14 protein-coding genes are annotated in these 18,311 nt (G+C 73.3%); 4 read left to right on the top strand and 10 right to left on the bottom strand.

Translation table 11 applies throughout. The annotated features are described in order from the left end of the window. Window positions 1-211: 211 nt before the first annotated feature. The 3 genes from IF00_RS0134510 to IF00_RS0134520 all read right to left on the bottom strand — a co-directional run bounded on the left by IF00_RS0134510 (window position 212) and on the right by IF00_RS0134520 (window position 3,615). The gene (locus tag IF00_RS0134510) at window positions 212-1,093 is read right to left on the bottom strand and encodes an AfsR/SARP family transcriptional regulator (RefSeq protein WP_030325010.1); all 882 of its coding nucleotides are present in this window, start codon (window positions 1,091-1,093) and stop codon (window positions 212-214) included. 410 nt (window positions 1,094-1,503) lie between these two features. After that, on the bottom strand, window positions 1,504-1,971 hold the full coding sequence (locus IF00_RS0134515; protein WP_030325011.1) for an anthrone oxygenase family protein: 468 nt from the start codon (window positions 1,969-1,971) through the stop codon (window positions 1,504-1,506). A gap of 33 nt (window positions 1,972-2,004) precedes the next feature. After that, window positions 2,005-3,615, bottom strand: coding sequence for a vWA domain-containing protein (locus IF00_RS0134520; protein ID WP_030325013.1), 1,611 nt, complete (start codon window positions 3,613-3,615; stop codon window positions 2,005-2,007). A gap of 216 nt (window positions 3,616-3,831) precedes the next feature. Between IF00_RS0134520 and IF00_RS0134525 the strand changes: the two genes are divergently transcribed. After that, window positions 3,832-4,551, top strand: coding sequence for a hypothetical protein (locus tag IF00_RS0134525; RefSeq protein WP_030325016.1), 720 nt, complete (start codon window positions 3,832-3,834; stop codon window positions 4,549-4,551). 182 nt (window positions 4,552-4,733) lie between these two features. On the opposite strand, the gene IF00_RS0134530 is transcribed toward IF00_RS0134525, so the two are convergent. Together IF00_RS0134530 and IF00_RS0134535 are read right to left on the bottom strand one after the other, a co-directional pair. Beyond that, entirely contained in the window at window positions 4,734-5,627 is an 894-nt protein-coding gene (locus IF00_RS0134530) for an ABC transporter permease (RefSeq protein WP_051820767.1), read from the bottom strand. After that, a complete protein-coding gene (locus tag IF00_RS0134535) occupies window positions 5,624-8,296 on the bottom strand; it encodes an alpha/beta fold hydrolase (RefSeq protein ID WP_030325020.1) in 2,673 nt (890 codons plus the stop codon). Before IF00_RS0134535 ends, IF00_RS0134530 begins: the two co-directional genes overlap by 4 nt. Before the next feature lie 134 nt (window positions 8,297-8,430). On the opposite strand from IF00_RS0134535, the gene IF00_RS0134540 reads away from it, so the two are divergent. Next, the gene (locus IF00_RS0134540; protein ID WP_030325022.1) at window positions 8,431-8,880 is read left to right on the top strand and encodes a GNAT family N-acetyltransferase; all 450 of its coding nucleotides are present in this window, start codon (window positions 8,431-8,433) and stop codon (window positions 8,878-8,880) included. A 128-nt stretch (window positions 8,881-9,008) separates the two neighbouring features. Here the strand turns inward: IF00_RS0134540 and mmsA are convergent, their stop codons facing one another. From mmsA to iolC, 4 genes are read right to left on the bottom strand one after another with little or no spacing between them, the layout of a single operon-like run. Then, window positions 9,009-10,520, bottom strand: a complete 1,512-nt coding sequence (gene mmsA, locus IF00_RS0134545; RefSeq protein ID WP_030325023.1) for a CoA-acylating methylmalonate-semialdehyde dehydrogenase — start codon at window positions 10,518-10,520, stop codon at window positions 9,009-9,011. A gap of 14 nt (window positions 10,521-10,534) precedes the next feature. After that, window positions 10,535-12,406: a 3D-(3,5/4)-trihydroxycyclohexane-1,2-dione acylhydrolase (decyclizing) gene (gene iolD, locus IF00_RS0134550; RefSeq protein ID WP_030325025.1), complete on the bottom strand. Its 1,872-nt coding sequence runs from the start codon at window positions 12,404-12,406 to the stop codon at window positions 10,535-10,537. Then, a complete protein-coding gene (gene iolB / locus IF00_RS0134555; RefSeq protein WP_030325027.1) occupies window positions 12,403-13,227 on the bottom strand; it encodes a 5-deoxy-glucuronate isomerase in 825 nt (274 codons plus the stop codon). The genes iolD and iolB overlap by 4 nt, the downstream gene beginning before the upstream one ends. Before the next feature lie 9 nt (window positions 13,228-13,236). After that, window positions 13,237-14,193 carry a 5-dehydro-2-deoxygluconokinase gene (gene iolC / locus IF00_RS0134560; protein ID WP_030325029.1) on the bottom strand — a complete coding sequence of 319 codons (957 nt, stop codon included), beginning with the start codon at window positions 14,191-14,193 and terminating at the stop codon, window positions 13,237-13,239. A 188-nt stretch (window positions 14,194-14,381) separates the two neighbouring features. Here iolC and IF00_RS0134565 point away from each other — a divergent pair, with 188 nt between their 5' ends. Then, window positions 14,382-15,311: a sugar phosphate isomerase/epimerase family protein gene (locus IF00_RS0134565; protein ID WP_030325031.1), complete on the top strand. Its 930-nt coding sequence runs from the start codon at window positions 14,382-14,384 to the stop codon at window positions 15,309-15,311. A 272-nt stretch (window positions 15,312-15,583) separates the two neighbouring features. Next, window positions 15,584-15,781: a helix-turn-helix transcriptional regulator gene (locus IF00_RS0134570; protein ID WP_030325034.1), complete on the top strand. Its 198-nt coding sequence runs from the start codon at window positions 15,584-15,586 to the stop codon at window positions 15,779-15,781. Between the two features lie 134 nt (window positions 15,782-15,915). Here IF00_RS0134570 and IF00_RS0134575 read toward each other — a convergent pair whose 3' ends face one another. Then, entirely contained in the window at window positions 15,916-18,210 is a 2,295-nt protein-coding gene (locus IF00_RS0134575; RefSeq protein WP_037639759.1) for an MMPL family transporter, read from the bottom strand. Window positions 18,211-18,311: the final 101 nt, after the last annotated feature.

The following is an 18,311-nucleotide window of genomic DNA, read 5'->3' on the forward strand; positions in this document are numbered from 1 at the left end:
CCCCGTCCCCCGTTGTCGAACGAAATCGGGCACCTGGGAGGAAACCCGTACTGCTCGCCGAAACTAATTCGGCTTCGGGAGTCGGTCAACGGTGAGTTGCCGCACTTCGTTCCCGGTGAAGACCCCGGGAGGCGTCCGGCTGGTCAGGCCGGCCGTCCTCCGGGGGCTGTCGTGTCGATCGCGCGGCATCGTTCCGGGCCGCGCCGGGCGGTCAGCCCACGGATCCCGCCGGTACGAGCCGGGCGCGCGCGGGGCTGAACTGGGCCGGGATGCGGGGCGCGTAGAGGGGGCGGACCTCGGTGTCCCGTACGGCGAGGACCGAGCGCTGGAGGCGCCGCAGCCGCGCCGAGGGCTCCATGCCGCTCTCCCCCTTGAGGGCCGCGCGCAGCCGCTCGTACACGGTGAGGGCCTCGTCGTACTGGCCGCAGCGCAGCAGGGCCACCATGTAGTGGGCGTGGAGGGGCTCGTTGGTGCGGTAGCGGGCGACGAGTCCGGAGAGTTCGGAGACGAGTTCGGCGTGCCGGCCGAGGCCCAACTGGGCTTCCACCCACTGGTCGAGGACGCTGAGCCGCGAGGTTTCGAGCCGCTCGACCTCTCTGCGGAGACGGGGTCCGGCGGCGACTCCCGCGTAGGGTTCGCCGCGCCACAGGGCGAGTGCCTCGCCGAGGCGGAGCGCGGCGCGGTCGAGGTCGCCGGCCTCCATGGCGCGGTATCCGGCGCCGGCCGCCCGCTCGAACTGCCGGACGTCGTTGGTGCCGCCGCCGGTGTCGAGCCGGTAGCCGCCGGGCTGGGAGACGAGGATCGCGTCGGCGGTGCGCCGGTCGGACCAGCCGGGCCCGGGCTCGGCCGACGGTGCGCCGCGCAGCGCGCCGGTGATGAGGATGCGCAACTCGGCTATGTGGGCCTGGAGTTCGGCGCGCGCGGCGCGCGGCGCACCGGACGGCCACAGCTCCTCGGTGAGCACCGTCACGGGGACGACCTGGTCGGCACTGGCCGTGAGCAGGGCGAGGAGCTGCCGGGGCGCGGCGGCTGTCGGCGTGATCGACACCCCGTGCTCACGTACCGACAGTCCCCCCAGAATCCGGACGTCCACCTTGCCCCCTCCATGCCTGTGCGGTGTCAGCGCGCGGGATGACTCTCGATGATTAGAAAAGACCCCCGTAGGCATGTCAATAAGAAACCGGAGGGTACGGAAACCCAACCCGGGATATCGGGGTGATTCACCCCCTTTGGGTGGCTATAAGGGCGTAGGATTTTCGTCACTGGCGCAGACCAACGCACACCCGAAGACTGTTTCCGGACTCGTAGGTACGCTTTCGCGGGACCCTTGTGGAGGGTGAAGAGGCCGACACGCACGAGTTCACGCCAGAAACCGTCCGCCGGGTACGGTTTCGCGGCCGGCGGGCTCCGGGGTCGGTCGGCCGAGCGGCCCGTCGGGGCCGCCCGACGGACCGGGGGGGCGGGAGGGCCGAAGGACGCGGGAGGGGGCGCGGGGCGGGCGCCCTAGACGACGGCGGCGGCGGTCAGCAGGCCGAAGGCGACCACGATCAGGAGCGTGCGGACACGGTGGAAACCGTTCCAGCGCTTCTCGAAGGCGGCCCGGACGGCCGACGGCTCGTCACCCGTGGTCTCCGACGCGGCCAGCGCGTTGTTGAGCGGGATGTTGCCGCCGATGGTGACCGCGTGGTTGAGGGCCGCGCACACGAGCCCCGCGAGCACGAGCCACTTCTGGGTGTCCGTCCGGCCGTCGACGGGGACGAAGAACGCGGCGACGGGGAAGGCGACCACCCCGAGGAAGACGATCAGGAACACGCCCCTCGGGACGGCTTCGTTGATCCGGCGCATCGCGGTGACGAACTCGGCGTCCGTCAGACGGGCGAGCGCGGGCATGATCCCGGTCTGGAAGATCAGCATGAAACCGGCGTACAGGCCGGTGCATCCGATGGCGAGGGCGAGCAGCAGGGAGGCCATGCGGCCATTCTCACCCGCTGCCCGCCCCACGCGTCAGCTGTACGGGTCGCCGGATTTCAACTCCCCTTCGCGCGTGGGCCCTTCGCTCGGTCCGCGGAGTCCGTTGGCCTGCCGTACGGCGTCCGCCAGCTCCCGCACCACCGCCGAACCCGACCGGCCGGCGATCGACTCGGCGCGCTCCGCCAGTGCCGGAAGACCCGGGGCGCCCGGCAGGTCGCCGCCCCGCAGAGAGTCCGCGAAGTAGGCGGTGATCGCCGTCAGTTGCAGACTGTCGTGCCCGCCGGCCCACAGGTCACCGGCGAGGGCGGCCGTGCCGACCGAGCCGGACCGCTCGTGGGGCGCGCGCGTGGCCGGGTCGAGCCAGCGGACGGTGGCGGTGGCCACCGGACCGGTCGCCCCGGCCCTGGTCCTGACCGCGTACAGCGCGGTGACCGTGTGACCGGCACCGACCTCACCGCCGTCGACCCGGTCGTTCCGGAAGTCCTCGTCGGCGACCTCACGGTTCTCGTAGCCGATCAGCCGGAACCTCTCGACGGTCCGCCGGTCGAAGGAGACCTGCGCCTTGGCGTCCCGCGCGCGCAGCTCGACATGGGCGGGCAGCTGATCGACGAAGACCTTGCGGGCCTGCGCGGAGTCGGAGACGTACGTGGTCTGGCCGTCGCCCCGGTCGGCGAGCCGCTCCATGAGCGCGTCGCCGTAGTCGCTGCCCACGCCGACGCCGAAGAGGGTGATCCCGTACCGCTTCCGCTCGGCGTCGATGCGCTCCAGGATCGTCCCGGCCTCGGTGGCGCCGGTGTTGGCGAGCGCGTCGGAGAGCAGCACGACCCGGTTGGTGGCGCCCTCGCGGTGGCCTTCGACGGCCACGTCGTAGCCGGTGCGGACACCCGCCTCGAGATTGGTGGAGGAGCTCGTCGCGAGGGAGTCCACCACCTCGCGGATCCGGCCGCGGGCATCGCCCACCCTGGTCAGCGGCAGCCGGGTCTCGGCCTGGTCGCTGAAGGTGACGACGCCGATCGAGTCGTCGTCGCGGAGCTCGTCGGCGAGCAGTCCGAGCGACTCCTTGACCAGGTCGAGCCGGCCAGGCTCGGCCATCGAGCCGGAGACGTCGACGACGAAGGTGAGGGCGGCGGGCGGGCGTTCGCCGCCGCGGTCCGCAGCGCGCGTGGCGAGGCCGACCCTGACCAGGGACCAGCCGTCCTGACCGGCGCGGGCCCCGTCGAGGGTCACACTGAAGCCGTTGTCCTCCGGACGCGGGTAGTCGGGACGGAAGCTGTTGACGAACTCCTCGGGGCGCACGGTCGCCGGGTCGGGCAGCCTCCCCTCGGCGAGGGTGCGGCGGGCGTAGCCGTACGAGGCGGTGTCCACGTCCAGGGCGAAGGTGGAGAGGTAGTCCGCGGCGGGCGCGGAGGACGGCCGCCGGTCCTCCGCGGCGCCCTCGGCTCCCTCGGGGTTCACGGTGCCCGCTCCCCCGTCGGGGGCCGCCGGGGCGGTCCGGCCGCCCTCCCCCTTGGCCCGGTCCGCGCTGCTTCGTTCGCCGCCCGCGCCGCAGCCCCCGACGGCCAGTCCGGCCGCCAGCAGAGCCGCGACGGTGGCCGAGAACCGGGCCCGGCGACGTCCTGCCGCCGTCTTGTCCTGTCGTCCCATGTCATCTCCCCCTCTTGGTAAGCCACTTGTGAATGTGACGAACGAGAGGCCCGCTGGGAGCAGTCGAAGGAGTTGCGGATGGATCTCGATGCGGCAACGGCGATCGGGGGGGACGACGTGTGGCATGGAGTCGCCATCCTTCTCAACAGGGGTTGTCACCGTGTGCAGTCACATGCGTACATGGAGTGGACATCGATCGGGCGGGGGTGGTCAGCGGTGGCAGAGAGCGCAGGCTCCGTGATGCTCGCCCGTTCGGCGATGAACCGGGCCGCGACCGAGGGACAGCGGCCCGCGGGGCGCCCGGTCCGGGGTGCGCGGCGCATCAGCGCGGCGCTCGCCGGGCTGGCCGCTTCCACGCGGTACGAGTTGCTGACCTTCGACGACCCGGTCGCGTCGGCGGCCTGCGCGATCCCCGAGCCGTTCCTGGAGCTGGCGGAGGCCTGCATGCGGGCGGCGGCGGAGCGGGCCGGCGACGTCCGGCGGATCGTGCCGCGGCACGCGCTGCCCCACATCGAGGGCGGGCTCCGGATCCCCGGCCGGGCCCGGCTCGCGGAGGCCATCCCGTTCAAGATGATCGTCGTCGACCGGACCGTGGCCGCGGTCCCGCTCGACCTGGAGCTGCTCTACAACGGGCTGTTGCTGATCCGCGACCCGGTGGTGGTGCAGGCCCTCGCCCGGGCGCATCACGCCTGCTGGGCGACGGCCGAGGAGCTGACGTACGCGCCACCGCCCCCGCGGCCGCCGTGCGATCTGCCGCCACAGCTGCGTCCGGTGCTCGACGCCCTGCTGTCGGGGGTCACGGACGAGACGGCGGCGGCCCGGCTCGGCATGTCCGCCCGGACGTACAGCCGGCGGGTGGGCGAGCTGATGGCCGCCCTCGGCACGACGAGCCGCTTCCGCGCGGGCGCGGAAGCGGCTCGAAGGGGGTGGCTGTGAGCAGAAGACGCTAGGCCTTTCGTCACCTTCCCGTCGTCGCCCGAAGGGCGGCCGCGCGTGCCTGGGGCACCTCCCGGCGGAGCCGGGAGCGTCGCGGGGCGGACGGGACGGTGACGAAAGGCCCCAGGGCCCCGGCCGGGAGAGCCGGTGACCTGTGCCGGTCGGGAGTCGCCGGTCGGGGCCTACGACACGATGTCCTTGCGGGCGAAGCCGCGGAAGGCGAGCGCGAAGAGGACGAGGGCGTACGTCAGTGAGATCGCCGTGCCCTTCACCATGCCGCCCCACTCCAGCTGCGGCTGGAGCGCGTCGATCCAGGCGAACTGCCAGTGCGCGGGCAGGTACTCGCGCCAGTCGCCGAGCGCGGTGACGGCGTCCAGGACGTTGCCGACGATCGTCAGGCCGACGGCTCCGCCGACCGCGCCGAGCGGGGCGTCGGTGCGGGTGGAGAGCCAGAAGGCCAGTCCTGCGGTGACCAGTTGGGAGGCGAAGACGAAGGCGACGGCGATGCCGATGCGGAGCACCGCGTCCCCGGCGGGCACGGCGCCGCCGGTGGGCAGTCGGAGCGGTCCCCAGCCGTAGGCGACCGTGCCCACGGCCAGGGCGACGAGCGGCAGCAGGATCATCGCGGCCGCGCTGTAGGCGAGGGCGACCGTCAGTTTGGAGGCGAGGAGCCGGGACCGGGGCACGGGCGCGGCAAGCAGGTAGCGCAGGGAGGACCAGCTCGCCTCGGAGGCGACGGTGTCCCCGCAGAACAGCGCGACCGGGACGACGAGGAGGAACCCGGCCGAGACGAAGAGGCTGGTCGCGGCGAAGTTGGCGCCGGAGGCGGTCGCCGTGTCCATCAGGGTGATGCGGCCGTTGCGGCCGCCGTCCTGGTCGCCGCCGATCGCGAAGGCGATCAGCAGGACGAAGGGCAGGGCCACCAGGATGCCGCCCATGATCAGGGTGCGGCGGCGCTTCCACTGGCGCAGGGCCTCGACGCGCAGCGGCAGGGTGCGTCCGGCCCGGTAGCCGGGGGCGGACTCCACGGGCGCCGCCGTCGCGGGAGCCGTGGGGGTGTCGAGCAGCGGGCTCATGCGGCTCCTCCTCCGATCAGGGTCAGGAACGCGTCTTCGAGACGCCGGTGCGGTCCGACGCCGGTCAGCGGCACGTCCAGGCCGACGAGTTCGCCGATGAGGGCGGTCGGGTCGAGGGTGTCGAGGCGGACGAGGATGCCGCCGTCGGTCCGGGTCGCCGTGGCGACGCCCGGGAGGGCGCCGACCTTCTCGACGAGGGCGTCGGGGACGGCCTCCCCGAGGGTGACGAGCAGGGTGTCGCCGGAGCCGGTGATCTCGGCGACCGGTCCGGCCTGCACGAGCTGTCCCCGGTCCATGACGACGAGGTGGGTGCAGGACTGCTCGACCTCGGCGAGGAGGTGGCTGGAGACGATGACGGTACGGCCGCCGGCCGCGTACCGGATCATCACCTCGCGCATCTCGCGGATCTGTGGCGGGTCGAGTCCGTTGGTGGGCTCGTCCAGGATCAGCAGGTCCGGCAGGCCGAGCATGGCCTGGGCGAGGGCGAGGCGCTGTCGCATGCCCTGCGAGTAGGTGCGGACGGCCCGGTCGAGGGCGTTGCCCAGGTTGGCGATGCGCAGCGCCTCGTCGACATGGGCGTCCTGGGCGGGGCGGCCGGTGGCCTTCCAGTACAGGTCCAGGTTCTCCCGGCCGTTGAGGTGCGGCAGGAAGCCGGCGCCCTCGACGAAGGAGCCGACGCGGGAGAGGACCGGGGCGCCGGGCCGGATGGCCTGGCCGAAGACCCGGATCTCGCCCTCGTCGGGGGTGATCAGGCCCATCAGCATGCGCAGGGTGGTGGTCTTTCCGGCGCCATTGGGTCCGAGGAGGCCGAGGACCTGGCCCTGCTCGACGCGGAAGGTGAGGTCCTTGACGCTGTACCGGTCGCCGCCCTTGTACTTCTTGGAGAGCCCGGTGATCTGGAGCGGTACGGCGGCCAGTGCGGGGTCGGGCGCGGGGGCGGCGGTGCGGCGGCGGGCGGTGAGCAGCAGCGCGGCGGCGCCGGCGAGGCCGAGGAGCGGCAGGCCCCAGACCCACCAGGGCAGGGCGGCGGCCTGGGTGTCGAGGCCGGGGGCGGTGGGGACGGTGAGCGGGCCCTCGACGGCGACGGTGTAGGCGGCGGGGACGCTCGGTGAGGCGTAGCCGAGGTCGGTGGCGGCGACGACGAGCCGGAGCCGGTGTCCGGCCTCCACCTCGTGGTCGATCGCGGGCAGGGTGAGCGTGACGCTCTTCCCGGCCGTGGCGCCGTCGACGCGGACGGGCGCGACGAGCTGGGCGGGCAGCACCTGCTGCCGGCCGTCGGGCCCGACGTCGTACACCTTGGCGAAGAGGACGGCGGAGCCGTCGGTGGCGGTGGAGGTGACCTTGGTCCGGACGGTCGGGGTGCCGGTGATCCGCAGCGGCTCGTCCTGAGGCTTCGCGTCGAACCGGGCGTGCTGGCCCGGGAAGTCGAGCGAGAGGCCGACGCCGAGGGAGGAGAGTCCGGCGACTCCGCCGCCGAGGCCGGGGACGGCCGAGACGGCGGGCGGTGCGGCGCCGGCCGGGTTCGCGAAGGTCTGCGCCGGTCCGGCGAGCGGGATGTCGGTGGCGCCCGGGGTGAGACCGGGATAGCGGTCGTCGGTCGCGGCGCGCAGGGTGGCCTGTCCGTCGGTGGAGTCGACGCCGCCGGTACGGCTGACGCGGAAGGCGGGGCCGGTGTCGACGGAGGTGTCCTTCTTCAGCCAGCGGTCGAACCAGGTGCTGATCCGTCGTTCGACGCGCTCGGTCTCGCGGTCGCCGCCGTCGTGGCCGCCGGAGATCCAGTCGACGGCGACGGGGGCGCCGTTGGCGGTGAGGGTGCGGGCCATGGCGTCGGACTGGGCCAGGGTGAAGAGCGAGTCCGACTGGCCCTGGACGAGCAGCGCGGGCACCTTGATCCGGGAGCCGACGGCGGAGGGGCTGCGTGCTTCGAGGAGGGCACGGGCGGCGGCATCGGGCTTCCCGGAGACCGCGACGCGCTCGTAGAGGGAGCAGAGCTCGGGGGTGAACCGGCCGCAGGCCGCCGTCTTCCCCGCGGGGGCCTTCCCCGGTGCGCCCGCGGACGCGGCTCCGGGCTGGTTCCCCGCGGAGAAGAAGATCCCGGCCCAGAGCTTCTTGAAGACATCGTTCGGGAAGAGGGCGTCGGCGAGGTTCCAGTACGTGATCTGCGGGGCGATGGCGTCGACGCGTCCGTCGTGTCCTGCGGCGAGCAGGGAGATCGCGCCGCCGTAGGAGGCGCCGGTGACGCCGACGCGCGGGTCGCCCGGCTTGTCGAGGAGGACCTCGGGCCGGGCGGCGAGCCAGTCGATCAGCTTCCGGGCGTCCTCGACCTCGTGGTCGGGATCGTTGAGCCCGATCTCGCCGGTGGAGGCGCCGAAGCCGCGCGCGGACCAGGTGAGGACGGCGTAGCCGTCCCGGGCCAGCTGCTCGGCCTGGGCGCGGACGTCGTCCTTGGAGCCGCCGAAGCCGTGGCCGAGGAGGACGGCCGGCCGGCGTCCGTCGGCGTCGCCGGTGAAGTACGAGGTGTCGATACGGGCGCCGTCGAGGTCGAGCATCCGGTCCGCCCGGTGGACGGGCGGCGGATCGTCCGAGGCGACGGCGGTCCAGGTGCCGGCACCCGCGATGACGGCGAGGACGGCGGTGACCGCGGCCCACCGGGGAAGTCGGAGTCGCATGGTTCGAGCCTAAGCGTGCCGCCTGTGCGCCACGGCTGCCCGGAGACGGACGTGCCGCACCTCCTCCGGTCGTACGCAGTACGGTCCGCGTACCGCAGGCGCGGTACGCGGGCACGTGAACAGACGGAGGCGGCATGGAGATCCGGCGGGCGGCGACGGTGGCGGAGCTGCTGGCGGCGGGACACCTGTACGACGACCCGCCCCGGGAGGACTGGGCGGCGCGCTTCCTGGCGGCACCGGGCCATCTGATGCTGATCGCGTACGCCGAGGACGGGTTCCCGGCCGGGTTCGTCTCCGGGATCGAGATGCTGCACCCGGACAAGGGGGCGGAGATGTGCCTCTACGAACTGTCCGTGGACGAGGGCCACCGGAGGCGCGGGACCGGGCGTGCCCTGACGGAGGCGCTGCTGGCGGCGGCCCGGGAGCGCGGGTGCCGGGGCGCGTGGGTGGGCGTGGACACGGACAACGATCCCGCGCTCGCGACGTACCGCGCGGCGGGCTCGGTGGACGAGGGCGTGTTCGCGATGCTGGGCTGGCCGCTGGACGACGTGGAGACCGAGGCGCCGGACGGCGTGTCGGGCTGAGCGAATCGGCTGAGCCGCTTGGTCGGCCGAAGGGGCCGCGAGCGTCCCTCCACGGGGCCGGGAACGGGGTACGGCCCCCGGGGTGTGCTGTCAGCACCCCGGGGGCCGTCGCCCGTGAGCCGCCCGCGTCAGTGGTTGCGCGGGAAGCCCAGGTCCACGCCCGCCGGGGCGTCGGACGGGTCCGGCCAGCGGGTGGTGACGACCTTGCCGCGGGTGTAGAAGTGCACGCCGTCGTTGCCGTAGATGTGGTGGTCGCCGAAGAGCGAGTCCTTCCAGCCGCCGAAGGAGTGGTACCCGACCGGCACCGGGATCGGCACGTTCACGCCGACCATGCCCGCCTCGACCTCCAGCTGGAAGCGGCGGGCGGCGCCGCCGTCGCGGGTGAAGATCGCGGTGCCGTTGCCGAACGGCGAGGCGTTGATGAGGGCGAGGCCCTCCTCGTACGTCTCGGTGCGCAGCACGCAGAGCACCGGGCCGAAGATCTCGTCCTGGTAGGCCTTGGCGGTGGTCGGCACGTGGTCCAGGAGGGAGAGGCCGATCCAGTGGCCGTCCTCGTGGCCGTCGACGGTGTAGCCGGTGCCGTCCAGGACGACCTCGCAGCCCTCGTCCGCGGCGCCGTGGACGTAGGAGGCGACCTTGTCGCGGTGGACGGCCGTGATGAGCGGGCCCATCTCGGAGGTCGGGTCGGTGCCGGGGCCGATCTTGATCTTCTCGGCGCGCTCGCGGATCTTCTGGACCAGCTCGTCGCCGATGGAGCCGACGGCCACGACGGCCGAGATGGCCATGCAGCGCTCGCCGGCGGAGCCGTACGCCGCGGAGACGGCGGCGTCGGCCGCCGCGTCGAGGTCGGCGTCGGGGAGGACCAGCATGTGGTTCTTCGCGCCGCCGAGCGCCTGGACGCGCTTGCCGTTGGCGGAGGCGGTGGTGTGGATGTACCGGGCGATCGGGGTCGAGCCGACGAAGGAGATCGCGGAGACGTCCGGGTGCTCCAGGAGGCGGTCCACAGCCACCTTGTCGCCGTGCAGGACGTTGAAGACACCGTCCGGGAGACCCGCCTCGGCGAGCAGCTCGGCGATCTTGAGGGACGGCGACGGGTCCTTCTCGCTCGGCTTGAGGATGAAGGTGTTACCGGTCGCGATGGCGATCGGGAACATCCACATCGGCACCATGGCCGGGAAGTTGAAGGGCGTGATGCCGGCGACGACGCCGACGGGCTGGCGGATGGACGCCACGTCCACGCGGTTCGACACCTGGGTGGAGAGCTCGCCCTTGAGCTGGGTGGTGATGCCGCAGGCCAGGTCGACGATCTCCAGGCCGCGGGCGACCTCGCCGAGCGCGTCGGAGTGGACCTTGCCGTGCTCGGCGACGATCAGCTCGGCGATGGCGTCGCGGTTGGCGTCGAGGAGCGCGCGGAACGCGAAGAGGATGGTGGTGCGCTGGGCGAGCGAGGAGGTGCCCCAGGTCGCCCAGGCGTCCTTGGCGGCGGCGACGGCGGCGTCGACCTCCTCGACGGAGGCGAGCGCGACCTTCGTGGTCACGGCGCCGGTGGCCGGGTCGGTGACCGGGCCCCAGTTGCCCGACGTGCCCTCGACGGTCTTGCCACCGATCCAGTGGTTGACGGTCTTGACGGTGTTCGTCATGACGAAATGCTCCTTCAGAGATGGCGGCGTCGGGCGGTGACGTGCCGGTCGTACTCCTCCCGGGCCTTGACCGCCGACGGGCGGGTCGAGGTCTCGGCCACGGGCACATCCCACCATGCCTGGGCCGGGGGCGGGCCCGACACAGTGTCTGGCGTTTCGGTCTCGATGTAGACACATGTGGGAACGGTCGCGGTCCGCGCGTCCGCGAGGGCTTCCCGCAGGTCACGCACGGTGCGGGGGCGCAGCACCCGCATGCCGAGGGAGGCGGCGTTGGCGCCGAGGTCGACGGGGAGCGGCGGGCCGGTGAAGCCGCCGAAGGGGTCCCGGTGGCGGTAGTCGGTGCCGAACCGCTCGGCGCCGACGGCCTCCGAGAGGCCGCCGATGGAGGCGTAACCGTGGTTCTGGAGGATGACGACCTTGATGGGGAGTCCCTCCTGGACGGCGGTGACGATCTCGGTGGGATTCATCAGGTACGTGCCGTCGCCGACGAGGGCCCAGACCGGCCGGCCGGGGGCGGCGAGGGCGACGCCGATGGCGGCGGGGATCTCGTAGCCCATGCACGAGTAGCCGTATTCGACGTGGTACTGGTCGCGGGACCGGGCGCGCCACAGCTTGTGCAGGTCGCCGGGGAGCGAGCCGGCGGCGTTGATCAGGATGTCGCTGCCGTCGACCAGAGTGTCGAGTGCGCCGAGGACCTGGACCTGGGTGGGTCGGGCGCGCGGGTCGGGTGCGGCGTAGGCGGCGTCGGTCCGCTCCTGCCATTCCTGCTTGGCGAAGGACCACTGCGCCGTGTCGTGCCGTCCGCCGTGCCGGTGGCCGCCGAGCGCCTCGGTGAGCGCCTCGAGTCCGGCCCGGGCGTCGGCGACGAGCGGCAGCGCGGCCTGCTTGTGGGCGTCGAATCCGGTGATGTTGAGGTTCACGAGCCGCGTGTCGGGGCGGAAGAGGGTGCCGGATGCGGTGGTGAAGTCGGTGAGGCGGGTGCCGACTCCGATGATCAGGTCGCTGGTGCGGGCGAGGGCGTTGGCGGTCTGTGTGCCGGTGTGGCCGATGCCGCCGACGTCGCAGGGGTGGTCCCAGGGCAGGACGCCCTTGCCGGCCTGGGTGGTGGCGACGGGGAGGTCGGCCGACCCGGCGAGGGTGCTCAGGGCGTCCTGGGCGGCGCTGTACCTGACTCCGCCGCCGGCGATGATCATCGGCCGGCGGGCCTTCCCGACCGCCTGTACGACGGCGTCGAGTTCGGCCTCGTCGGGCCGCGGCCGGCGCACGGTCCAGGTCCGCTCGGCGAGGAACTCCTCGGGCCAGTCGTACGCCTCGGCCTGCACGTCCTGCGGCAGCGCGAGGGTGACCGCCCCGGTGTCGGCGGGGTCGGTGAGGACGCGTACGGCGGCGAGGGCGGCCGGGACCAGCACCTCGGGGCGGGTGATCCGGTCGAAGTAGCGCGACACGGGCCGCAGGCAGTCGTTGACGGACATCTCGCCCGCGTACGGGACTTCGAGCTGCTGCAGGACGGGGTCGGCGGGGCGGGTGGCGAAGGTGTCGCCGGGCAGCAGCAGGACGGGCAGCCGGTTGACGGTGGCGAGGGCGGCGCCGGTGACGAGGTTGGTGGCGCCGGGGCCGATGGAGGTGGTGACGGCGTGGGCGCGCAGCCGGTTGGACTGGCGGGCGTAGCCGACGGCGGCATGCACCATGGCCTGTTCGTTGCGCCCCTGGTGGTAGGGCATGAGGTCGGGGTACTCCACGAGCGCCTGCCCGATGCCTGCGACGTTGCCGTGGCCGAAGATGCCCCAGGTCGCGGTGATCAGCCGCTGCCGTACGCCGTCGCGCTCGGTGTACTGCGCGGCGAGGAAACGCACCAGGGCCTGGGCGACGGTGAGGCGGACGCTCATGCGTATCCCTCCGTGTGGTCGGGGTGGAAGCAGATCCGCCACTCCCGTTCGGGGCCGGGGCCGGCCATGACGTTCAGGTAGTACAGCGGGTGTCCGGGCTGGGCGATCGACGGGCCGTGCCAGCCGTCGGGTACGAGGACGGCGTCACCGTCCCGGACCTCGGCGAGGAGCTCGGCGCCGCCGGGCCGGGAGGGGGAGATCCGCTGGTAGGCGAGGGCGCCCGGGCCCTCGATCTCGTAGTAGTAGATCTCTTCGAGGACGGACTCGGCGCCGGGGCGGTGCTCGTCGTGCTTGTGCGGCGGGTACGAGGACCAGTTGCCGCCGGGCGTGACGACCTCGACGGCGATGAGCCGGTCGCAGGCGAAGGCGTCCGCCGAGGCGAAGTTCCGTACCCGGCGGGCGCGGTTGCCGCTGCCGCGGGTCTCGACGGGAACCTCCGGCGCGGGGCCGTAGCGGGCGGGGAGTCGTCGCTCGCACTTCGCTCCTGCCAAAGCGAAGCGGCCTCCCGCACCGGAGGCGATCTGGGCGTGGGCGTCGCGCGGTACATAGGCGAAGTCGGACACTCCGTCGAACACGCTCGTGCGGCCCTGGAGTTCGAGGATCTCTCCGTCGACGCGCACGCTACAGGCACCGGAGAGGGGAAGCACGACCCATTCGGAATCCCCGCTCCCGAAGGAGTGGATCCCGCCCGGTCCGAGGGTGAGGACCCGGAGGGCGGAGTACGTCCAGCCGGCCCGCCCGGGGTCGATGTCGAGCCCGTACGGGCCGCGGGCGGCGGTTCCGGCGGGGAGGTGGAGGGACGGGGGGTGACGGGTGCTCATGACTCACCCCTACCCGTTTTCCGCCAGGGTTCCGGAGCCCGTCGCGAGTGCCTCGGCGATCTCGGCGGCGTACGGCATGGCGGACGAGCAGGCGAGGCGGCCCGCGACGATCGCGCCGGCGGCGTTGGCGTGGCGCACGGTGGACTCCAGGTCCCGGCCGGCGAGCAGTCCGTGGACGAGCGCCCCGCCGAACGCGTCGCCCGCGCCGAGGCCGTTGACCACCTCCACCGGCAGCGGCGGCACCTCGGCGCTCGTCCCGTCGGCGGCGAGCGCGAGGACGCCCCCGGGGCCCCGCTTGACGACGGCGAGCCGGAGGCCGGTGTCCCCTCCGGCGGCGAGCAGCGCGCGGGCGGCCGCGTACGGCTCGCGTTCCCCGGTCGCCACCTCGCACTCGTCGACGTTGCCGACGACGACGGTCGCGTGCCGCAGCGCCTCGGCGTAGTACGGGCGGGCGGCGGGCGGGTCCGTCCAGAACATCGGCCGCCAGTCCAGGTCGAGGACCGTCACCTCCCGCCCGGACCTGGCCCGCAGCGCCTCCAGGGTCGCGGCGCGGCTCGGCTCGGCGCACAGGCCCGTGCCGGTCGCCCAGAGGACCCGGGCGGCGCGGATCGCGTCGAGGTCCAGCTCGTGCGGATGGATCTCCAGGTCGGGGGCCTTGGGGCGGCGGTAGAAGGTGAGGGGGAAGTCGTCGGGCGGGAAGAGGGCGCAGAAGGTGACGGGGGTGGGGTACGCGTCGACCTCGGTCACCCAGCGGTCGTCCACCCCGAAGCCCTTCAGCTCGCGGCGCAGATAGGTGCCGAAGGGGTCGGCGCCGGTGCGGGAGACGAGTGCGGTGCGCAGGCCGAGCCGGGCGGCGGCGACGGCGACGTTCGCCGGGGAGCCGCCGAGGAATTTGGCGAAGGTGTCGACCCGGTCGAGCCCGACCCCGGTCTGGAGCGGGTACAGGTCCACGCCGAGGCGCCCCATGGTGATCAGGTCGTACGGCTCCGACTCCACCCGCGCCACCTCTCGCGTCCGGCTTCCGCACCCAGGTCTAGCCGTCCGCCGGGAGGCGTGTCAATGATATGTCCGGACATTCTGACGACCGGACGGGCCCGTGCGGGCCGGAGCGGCCTCCTTGACGCTGCTCACGGGCCCCGGTCAAGGTGGCAGGCATGACGACGTCGTCACCGCAGCCGCCCTCGCCCCCGTCCCCGCCCCGTATCCGGATCGGCTCCGCCCCGGACTCCTGGGGGGTGTGGTTCCCCGACGATCCCCGGCAGGTGCCGTGGCAGCGCTTCCTGGACGAGGTGTCCGGCTCGGGCTACGAGTGGATCGAGCTCGGCCCGTACGGCTATCTGCCCACCGATCCGGCCGTCCTGACGGAGGAGACCGCGCGGCGCGGGCTGCGGGTGTCGGCGGGGACGGTCTTCACCGGCCTGCACCACGGCCCGGGCGTCTGGGACCGGACCTGGGCGCACGTCGCCGAGAACGCGGCCCTGGCGCAGGCGGTGGGCGCGGGCCATCTGGTCGTCATCCCGTCGTTCTGGCGGGACGACCGGACGGGCGAGGTCCTGGAGGACCGCACGCTCACCGCCGCGCAGTGGCGGGACCTGACGGGTCTCACCGAGCGGCTCGGCCGGGAGGTGCGCGAGCGGTACGGGCTGCGGATCGTCGTCCATCCGCATGCCGACACGCATCTGGACGGCGAGGAGAGCGTGACGCGGTTCCTGGACGCGACCGACCCGGAGGCGGTCTCGCTCTGTCTGGACACCGGGCACTACGCGTACGCCGGCGGGGACAGCGTCGCGTTGATCGAGACGTACGGCGAGCGGATCGGCTACCTGCATCTCAAGCAGGTCGACCCGGAGATCCTGGCGGGCGTGGTGGCCGAGGGGGTGCCGTTCGGGCCGGCGGTCGCGCGCGGTGTGATGTGCGAGCCGCCGGCAGGGGTGCCGGCCCTGGAGCCGGTGCTCGCGGCCGCCTCGGCCCTGGACGTGGACCTGTTCGCGATCGTCGAGCAGGACATGTACCCCTGCGAGCCGGACGTTCCGTACCCGATCGCGCTCCGTACCCGGCGCTATCTCCGCTCCTGCGGCGTGTGACCGGCGCGCGCGGGCCCTTATCTCTCCGGCCGGGGACGCCGCACGCGGACACACCGATGCCCCGCTGCCACACTTTCGTCACGCGCGTCCCTTCGGCGTCACGCATATCTCCGTTACGCGGGCTTTCCGTCACAGGCCCTCGACAGGCGCTCCCCTCCTGTCTGGCGGGGTCGTTGCAGGGGGCAATGGCTCAGTGATCGCCATCGCATGCCCGCAGCGCCCCCGAACGGCACCCCCGCCGCCGCTGCGTGGCGCGCAGGGAGGTACCAGGCATGACGGACAGAACGCTCTGGTCGTACAAGGACATCGCCGCACACATCCGGGTGCAGCCCGACACGGTCCGCTCCTACCGGAAGCACGGACTGCTGCCGGCCCCCGACCAGGTGGAGTCGGGCAAGCCCTTCTGGTACGCGGACACGATCCGCGCCTGGGTCGCCAGCCGCCCCGGCAACCGGGGCCGCCGCGACTGACCTGACGTACCGCCCCTTCTCTCCCCCGCGGGGCCGGACCCGGTGATCCCGGGTCCGGCCCCGCGCCTGTCGCGAAGACATGCCACGAAGGACCGCCGCGAAGGACTGTCACGCAGGCGCGTCACGAGGGCGTGTCACCGGTGGAGCGGGGCCATCTCCTTGCGCTCCTCGACCACCGCGCCCCCGTCCGGCACCGGCGCGGGCGCGTCCGACTCGCTGATGCCGAAGCGGTCGTGGAACCGCCGCAGCGGGCCGGGGGCCCACCAGGTGAGGCGGCCGGTCAGCTTCATCACGGAGGGGACGAGGAGACTGCGGACCACCATCGCGTCCATGAGGACGGCGAGGGCGACGCCGAGGCCGAGCATCTTGGTGTTGGTGACGCGGGAGGTGCCGATGGCGACCATGACGACGGCGAGGATCACGGCGGCCGCGGTGATGAGGCCGCCGGTGTGGCGCAGGCCGAAGCGGACGGAGTGCTCGTGGTCGCCGGTGCGGTCGTACTCCTCCTTGATGCGGGAGAGCAGGAACACCCCGTAGTCCATGGAGAGTCCGAAGGCCACGCAGAACATGAGCACCGGCAGGGTGGTCTCGATGTCCCCGGTGGAGGTGAAGCCGAGGAGTCCGGCGAGATGCCCGTCCTGGAAGACCCAGACCACCGCCCCGAACATCGCCGTGAGGCTGAGGGCGTTGAGGACGACGGCCTGGACGGGTATGAGGACGCTGCCGGTGAGCAGGAAGACGAGGAGCAGGGTGACGATCACGATGATCGCCGCGGCCCAGGGCAGCCGCTCGGCGAGGGCGTCCTTGGAGTCGACGAGGACGGCCGCCTGTCCGGTGACGGAGGTCTCGAACGGGGCCGGTGCGGCGCGCAGTTCGGCCACGGTCCGCTGGGCCTGGGCTCCGACGGTCTCACCCTCGGGGACGACGGTGAAGTAGGCGTGGCCGCCGGCGGCGGTCACCGGCCCGTCGGCCCGGACCACACCGCCGAGTGCGCCGATCCGGTCCCGGAAGGCCGCGTACTGCGCCGGGGTGGCCTCGCCCTCGGCCAGGACGGTGAGGGTGCCGCCGGGGTCGCCGGGGAAACCGTGCCGCAGCTCGTCCTGGACGACCCGGGAGGCGGCGGTGACGGGGAGCTGACGGTCGTCGGCGGTGCCGAACTTCACGCCGAGGAAGGGCAGTCCGAGGAGGACGAGTCCGGCGGTGGTGAGGACGGCGAAGACCGGCGCCCTGCGCATCACGAGCGCGGCTGCCCGCCCCCAGCCCGCGCCCTCGCCGTCCCCGGCGGGGCCCGCGCCCGGCGCTCCGCCGCGCCGGAGGAGGCGCCGCAGGTCGAGCGCGTTGACCCGGTCGCCGAGCAGCACGAGGGCCGCCGGGAGCAGGGTGAGGGCGGCGGTCGCGGCGAGCAGGACCACGGCGATCCCGGCGTACGCGAAGGAGCGCAGGAAGTACTGCGGGAAGACCAGCATCGCGGCGAGGGAGACGGCGACGGTCAGGGCGGAGAAGAGCACGGTCCGCCCGGCGGTGCGCAGGGTGGTGCGGACGGCGGCGTACGTGTCGGCCCCGGTGGCGAGTTCCTCGCGGTAGCGGCGGACGACGAACAGGGCGTAGTCGATGGCGAGCCCGAGGCCGAGGGCCGTGGTCAGGTTCTGCGCGAAGACGGAGACGTCGGTGAACTCGGTGATGCCGCGCAGGACGGCGTTGGTGCCGAGGATGGCGACGATGCCGACGCCGAGCGGCAGCAGGGCGGCGACGGCACTGCCGAAGACCATGACGAGCAGGATCAGGGTGAGGGGCAGGGCGATGAGCTCGGCCCGCAGCAGGTCCTCCTGGATGACCGTCTGCATCTCGTGACGGACGGCGAGTCCGCCGCCGAGGGAGACCTCCACGGGGCCGTGGGTGCCCCGGTACTCGGGGGCGATCCGGTCGAGGACCGCGGCGGCGTCCTTCTCCTCGCCGGCGATCCGGGCGGCTATCACGGCCTTGCGGCCGTCCCCGGAGCGGAGGGCGGGGGAGCCGGTGGACCAGTAGGAGCCGACGCCGTCGACGCCCGGCTCGGCGTCGAGCCGCTCGGCGAGCCGGCGCGCCTCGGCGGCGACCGCGGGCGCGTCGGCGCCGGCCGCTCCGGCGTCGACGAGCAGGAGCAGATTGGGCTGGGAGCCGGGGAACTGGCGCCCGAGGGCCTCGGTCGCGTACGTGGACTCGGCGGCCGGGTCCTCCCAGCCGCCGCTGCCCATCCGGTCGGCGACCCCGCCGCCGGCCAGGACCGCGAGGGCGGTGAGGACGAGGGCGACGAGCAGGGTGAGGCGCGGCCGGACGGTCACGAACCGCGTCCAGCCGCCCGCCCCCTCGCCCTTCGGCGATCCGCCGCCACCCGCCGGGGGCTCGCTGGATCCGGCCCCGCCGGGCGCTGATTTCTTGACTTCGGCCATGACGAGGTGTCCCCTTCACCTGACCCCTGCGCTCGCTTCCCGGCAGGTCACATGGGTCGCCCATTGCCATAGACTGGCAAACACGAGTGATCACTCGCGTT

This window comes from Streptomyces flavochromogenes (genome assembly GCF_000717595.1).
In the GTDB taxonomy this organism is placed as follows: Bacteria; Actinomycetota; Actinomycetes; order Streptomycetales; family Streptomycetaceae; genus Streptomyces; species Streptomyces flavochromogenes.

Bases quoted from the DNA above. Each gene is read 5' to 3' on its own strand.
- IF00_RS0134515 (WP_030325011.1), bottom strand. From the start codon at position 1,971: ATGGCCTCCCTGCTGCTCGCCCTCGCCATCGGATGCACCGGCCTGTAC.
- IF00_RS0134520 (WP_030325013.1), bottom strand. From the start codon at position 3,615: ATGGGACGACAGGACAAGACGGCGGCAGGACGTCGCCGGGCCCGGTTC.
- IF00_RS0134530 (WP_051820767.1), bottom strand. From the start codon at position 5,627: ATGAGCCCGCTGCTCGACACCCCCACGGCTCCCGCGACGGCGGCGCCC.
- IF00_RS0134535 (WP_030325020.1), bottom strand. From the start codon at position 8,296: ATGCGACTCCGACTTCCCCGGTGGGCCGCGGTCACCGCCGTCCTCGCC.
- IF00_RS0134540 (WP_030325022.1), top strand. From the start codon at position 8,431: ATGGAGATCCGGCGGGCGGCGACGGTGGCGGAGCTGCTGGCGGCGGGA.
- mmsA (WP_030325023.1), bottom strand. From the start codon at position 10,520: ATGACGAACACCGTCAAGACCGTCAACCACTGGATCGGTGGCAAGACC.
- iolD (WP_030325025.1), bottom strand. From the start codon at position 12,406: ATGAGCGTCCGCCTCACCGTCGCCCAGGCCCTGGTGCGTTTCCTCGCC.
- iolB (WP_030325027.1), bottom strand. From the start codon at position 13,227: ATGAGCACCCGTCACCCCCCGTCCCTCCACCTCCCCGCCGGAACCGCC.
- iolC (WP_030325029.1), bottom strand. From the start codon at position 14,193: ATGGGGCGCCTCGGCGTGGACCTGTACCCGCTCCAGACCGGGGTCGGG.
- IF00_RS0134565 (WP_030325031.1), top strand. From the start codon at position 14,382: ATGACGACGTCGTCACCGCAGCCGCCCTCGCCCCCGTCCCCGCCCCGT.
- IF00_RS0134570 (WP_030325034.1), top strand. From the start codon at position 15,584: ATGACGGACAGAACGCTCTGGTCGTACAAGGACATCGCCGCACACATC.
- IF00_RS0134575 (WP_037639759.1), bottom strand. From the start codon at position 18,210: ATGGCCGAAGTCAAGAAATCAGCGCCCGGCGGGGCCGGATCCAGCGAG.